The sequence below is a fragment of the Actinotalea sp. C106 genome, from assembly GCF_023630195.1.
Classification (GTDB): Bacteria; Actinomycetota; Actinomycetes; order Actinomycetales; family Cellulomonadaceae; genus Actinotalea.
In genome coordinates this window covers 1-4217 of sequence record NZ_JALPKN010000271.1, presented here as the reverse complement: position 1 = coordinate 4217, position 4217 = coordinate 1, and the positions used below count along the sequence as shown (strand labels likewise).

At 70.9% G+C, this 4217-nt stretch carries 5 protein-coding genes and 1 pseudogene; all 6 read right to left on the bottom strand.

Going from position 1 to position 4217, the window contains the following annotated elements; translation table 11 throughout:
• A pseudogene (locus L0B03_RS14675) lies at positions 1-246 on the bottom strand (hypothetical protein); the annotation flags it as partial.
• Positions 246-1178: a flagellar motor switch protein FliM gene (locus L0B03_RS14670; protein WP_250447088.1), complete on the bottom strand. Its 933-nt coding sequence runs from the start codon at positions 1176-1178 to the stop codon at positions 246-248. The pseudogene L0B03_RS14675 and the gene L0B03_RS14670, both read right to left, overlap by 1 nt.
• Positions 1179-1422: 244 nt before the next feature.
• On the bottom strand, positions 1423-1947 hold the full coding sequence (gene fliL / locus L0B03_RS14665) for a flagellar basal body-associated protein FliL (RefSeq protein ID WP_250447087.1): 525 nt from the start codon (positions 1945-1947) through the stop codon (positions 1423-1425).
• The gene (locus L0B03_RS14660; protein WP_250447085.1) at positions 1947-2849 is read right to left on the bottom strand and encodes a flagellar motor protein MotB; all 903 of its coding nucleotides are present in this window, start codon (positions 2847-2849) and stop codon (positions 1947-1949) included. The genes fliL and L0B03_RS14660 overlap by 1 nt, the downstream gene beginning before the upstream one ends.
• Positions 2846-3610, bottom strand: a complete 765-nt coding sequence (locus L0B03_RS14655; RefSeq protein WP_250447083.1) for a motility protein A — start codon at positions 3608-3610, stop codon at positions 2846-2848. Before L0B03_RS14655 ends, L0B03_RS14660 begins: the two co-directional genes overlap by 4 nt.
• Positions 3610-3909: a flagellar FlbD family protein gene (locus tag L0B03_RS14650; RefSeq protein ID WP_250447081.1), complete on the bottom strand. Its 300-nt coding sequence runs from the start codon at positions 3907-3909 to the stop codon at positions 3610-3612. Before L0B03_RS14650 ends, L0B03_RS14655 begins: the two co-directional genes overlap by 1 nt.
• Positions 3910-4217: the final 308 nt, after the last annotated feature.

Below are 4217 nucleotides of genomic sequence, written 5' to 3'. Positions count from 1 at the left end.
CGAGCTGGTGGGGGCGGTGCCGGCGAGGCCCTCGGCCCCGGCCTGGTCGGCGACCACCAGGAGGTCGGCGCTCACGGCACCGACGAAGGAGGCGCGCACGGCCACGGCGTCGTCGGCCGGGCCGGCGGCGGGGTCGTGCTCGACGACGGTCAGTGCGTCGGTCGAGGGCAGCAGGCGGGCCAGCTCGGTGGCCGCCGCACGGGCGATCGTGGCGGACTCGGCGTCCAGCGTGGGCAGGGCAGGCATCAGTGCTTCTCCTCGGAGGTGACGACCAGGCAGGCGAGCCGGGAGCCGTTGCTCCCGAGCGCGGCACGGGCAAGGACGACGTCGCCGACGACGACGTCGAGGGGCTTGTCGGCGCGGTGCCGCAGGGGCACGAGGTCACCGATCTGGAGCCCGGCGATCTCCGCCGGGGTGGTGGTGTAGGGGGTGAACTGCACCGAGACGTCCATCGGGACCTCGTGCACCTGGTCCGCGAGCCGACCGGTCGCGACCGCGTGCTCGAGCAGGGCGTCGGCCGAGCGGTTGTCGGCCTGGTCCCCCGAGTGCAGGGCCGTCATGATGATCTCCGCCGGGATCATGAACGTCGCGGTGGTCTCCCGCCCGGCGACCGTGAGGTCGAAGGTCGCGATGATCACGGGCTCGGAGGCCGCGGTGGCCTGCACGAACTGCGGGTTGTACTGGACCGTCTTGACCGCGACGCCGATCTGGCCGACCGACTGGAAGGCGTAGGTCAGGTCCGCGACGGCGTGCTGCAGCAGGTCGCGCAGCAGGTGCCACTCGATCTCGGTGAGCTCACGCTCGGCGTCCTGGGTCGCGATGCCCGGACCGCCCAGCAGGTAGTCGATCCACAGCATGGTGGAGTCGAGCGGCAGCTGCAGCACCGCGGTCGCGCGGCCCTGGTCGACCTCGCACAGCACCATCGTGGTCATGTCCGGCAGGGGGCGCACGTACTCGTCGTACGAGCGCATCTCGACCGTGAGGAGGTTGACGTTCGCCACGACGCGCAGGCGTGAGGTGAGCTGAGTCCCCCACTGCCGGGCGTACGTCTCGAAGGCCATCTCGAGGACCCGCCCGTGCTCACGGGCGAGGGTCATGGGGCGTCGGAAGTCGTACGCCTCGGGCTCTGCTGAGCGCTTGCGGCGCGCGGGGGGCGCCGTCGTGTCCTGGACCGTCACGGGGTGCTCATCGGCGCGCGCGCCAGGGTGATGAGGAGAACCGCGCAGGAAGTACGAGAACCACCCGGGGTGGGACCGCGTACGGCCGGACGTGCTCCGCAGGTCGCTGGCCCTGCGGCGAGGTGGCGCCCTCCATGGCGCCGCGAACGCACCGGCATCCGTGCCGGCTCAGTGCTCTCCTGAGCGTACCCAGGGACGGCCTGCGGCGGGGTGGTTCACCACCCCGCCACGCCGTCGGGCTACCTCACTGGGTGACGTAGTCCGTGAAGAACAGGTCGATCACCTCGCCGTGGTAGGCCTCCTCGAGGTGGGTGAGGAGCTCGGCCTTGAGGGCCTCGCGCCCTTCGGCGCTCGCGACCTCGTCCATCGGGCGACCCGAGAACAGGTCGATCGCGAGGTCGAGGGCCGGGGCGGGGTTCGGCTTGCCGTGGCCGCCGGCGTCGGCGGACATCTGCAGGCCCATGCCGAGACGCAGGTAGTGCCCCTTGGCGAGGTTGATGCTCACGGGCTCGACGGTCATGATCTCGCCGGGCTCAGGCTTGTGCTCCTCCTCGACCGCGCCCTCCTCGGCCGTGGCGTCGCCGGCACCCGGTCCCATGAGGAACCAGTAGCCACCGCCACCCCCCAGGACCAGGACGGCCGCGAGGATGATGATGAGCTTCTTCTTGCTCTTGGCCGGGGCTTCTGCGGCGGACTCGGGGGCCGCGCCCGCCGTGGGGCGGGCGCCGATCTTGGGCTTGGACGCGATGACGCGCTGCTCGGTGGGCATCAGCTGACTCCTGGGTCGGTGGCTGCGATTCTCGGGAGGAGCTCGCGGACGGTCTCGGGCGCGTCGCTCAGGACCACGAGGTCCACGCGACGGTTGGCGTTGAGGTCATCGGCCGAGTCCAACGGACGGGACTCGCCGAAGCCGACGGCCGCGATGCGTCCCCCGGGGACCCGACCGGTCTCCACCAGGCGCCGCAGCACCTGGGTGGCCCGGTCGGAGGAGAGCTCCCAGTTGGTGGGGTAGCGCGTGCTGGGCAGGACGTTGGCGTGGCCCTCGACGGAGATCTCCTCGTCGAGGCCGACGAGCACCGGGGCGATCGTGTCGACGATCCGCTCGGCGGTGCCGGTCAGGCGGGAGGAGTCGGGGCTGAAGAAGACGTCGTCGGCCACCATCCCGATGAACAGGCCGCGCTCGGTGATGCGGAACCGCACCCGGTCCGCGAGGCCTTCGTCGTCCAGGGCGTTGGCGATCTGGGTCGCGATGCCTTCGAGCCGGCCGTACTCCTGCTCCGCGAGGGCCATGGTGCGTGCGTCGGCGGCCGTGGTGTCGGCCTCCTCGGGGGCGTCCGGGTCCTCGACGGCCGGGCCGGCCTGGGCTTCGGCGACGTCCTCGCGCAGGGTCGGGGAGATCTCGAAACGCTCGACCCCGTCCAGCGTGCCGACGTTCCCTTCGAGGATCGAGGGCTGGCCGTTGCCGAAGCCCGCGGCGAGGGAGTCGCGCAGCTGCTCGTACTTGACCTGGTCCACGTTGCTCATGGCGTACAGGACGATGAACAGTCCGACGAGCACGGTCATCATGTCGGCGTAGCTGACTGCCCACCGCTCGTGGTTCTCGTGCTCCTCCTCCTCGTGCTTCTTGCCCCGGCGTCCGCCGTGCCCGCCCGAGCCGCGTCCGCTGCTCATGCAGCCTCCTTGACGAGGTCCGGCGGCATGAGGCTGCGCAGGCGCTGGCCCACCAGGCGCGGGTTGGCCCCGGCCTGGATGGCGAGGAGGCCCTCGACGGCCATCTCCATGTGGGCGACCTCGAGCTCGGAGACGCGGCTCACGCGGGCGCCGAGCGGCAGGAAGATCAGGTTGGCGCTGAGCAGGCCCCACAGGGTCGCGACGAAGGCCGCAGCGATCATGTGCCCGAGCTCATCCGGCTGGGCCAGGTTCTCGAGCACGTGCACGAGGGAGACGACCGTACCGATGATCCCGATGGTCGGCGCGTAGCCACCCATGGTGTTCCAGTACTTGCCGATGACCTTGTCGAGGGCCTTCTTGCTGGCCACACGGTCTTCGAGCATCTCGCGCAGGTCGTCCGGGTCGGTGCCGTCGATCGCGGCCTGCAGCCCGGACTGGAGGAACTCGTCGTCGACGTCGCGGGCGGCGTCCTCGAGGGACAGCAGCCCCTCACGGCGGGCGCGGTCGGCGAGACCCACCACGGTGTCGACCGTCTTGTCGAGGTCGGGCTTCTTGAAGAACAGGTACTTCGGCAGGCTGCTGAACGTCCGGATCGCGTCCTTGATCGTGCTGCTCGCGAGGCCAGCACCGAGGGTGCCACCCAGCACGAGGATCATCGGTGCGGGGAGCACCACGGACATCGGGCTCGCGCCCTCGACGAGGATGCCCATGAGCACCATGCCGAAGGCGAAGGCGAGCCCTGCCAGGGTTGCCGGATCCATCAGTCAGCCTCCGGGACGGGGGGCAGGGACCGGAGTGCCGGCCGCCTGAGCTCGGTCACCGCGGAGATCGCGGAAGCCGTGGTGTCACCGAGGGCGTCGTCGGACATCTCCATCATCGTGGCGATGACGCGCGCCCGGTACGCCACGACCAGGGCCGTGACCTCCTCCATCGACTCGGCGACGATGTACTTGGTGCCGTCGATCAGGGTGAGGATCGTGTCCGGCGTCGTCTCGATGCGTTGGAGCAGGTCGGGATTCACCGCGAACTGCGGCCCGTTGAGGCGTGTCACGACGATCACGACTGATTCCCATCCCTGGTGTGGTGCACGGGCCGGGTCGCGGCCACGCACGGTTCCCGACCCACCAAGGGCCGGCATGACTACCTGATCGGCCGCACGCGGCGCCGACTGAGCCTTTCGGGTAGGCGCGCGCCAGTTGTCCCGGTCACAGCCCGGCGCGGGCCCCGGGACGCGGGGCGCAGGGGCCGCGACCGCGGTTGATGGAGATCGATCGGGGTCGACCAGGGGCGGATAGTGACCGTGATCGACCCCAACGATGCTCAGGCGGGGCCCGGAGCATGGGGGGGCCGAGCGTGGGGGGGCGGAGC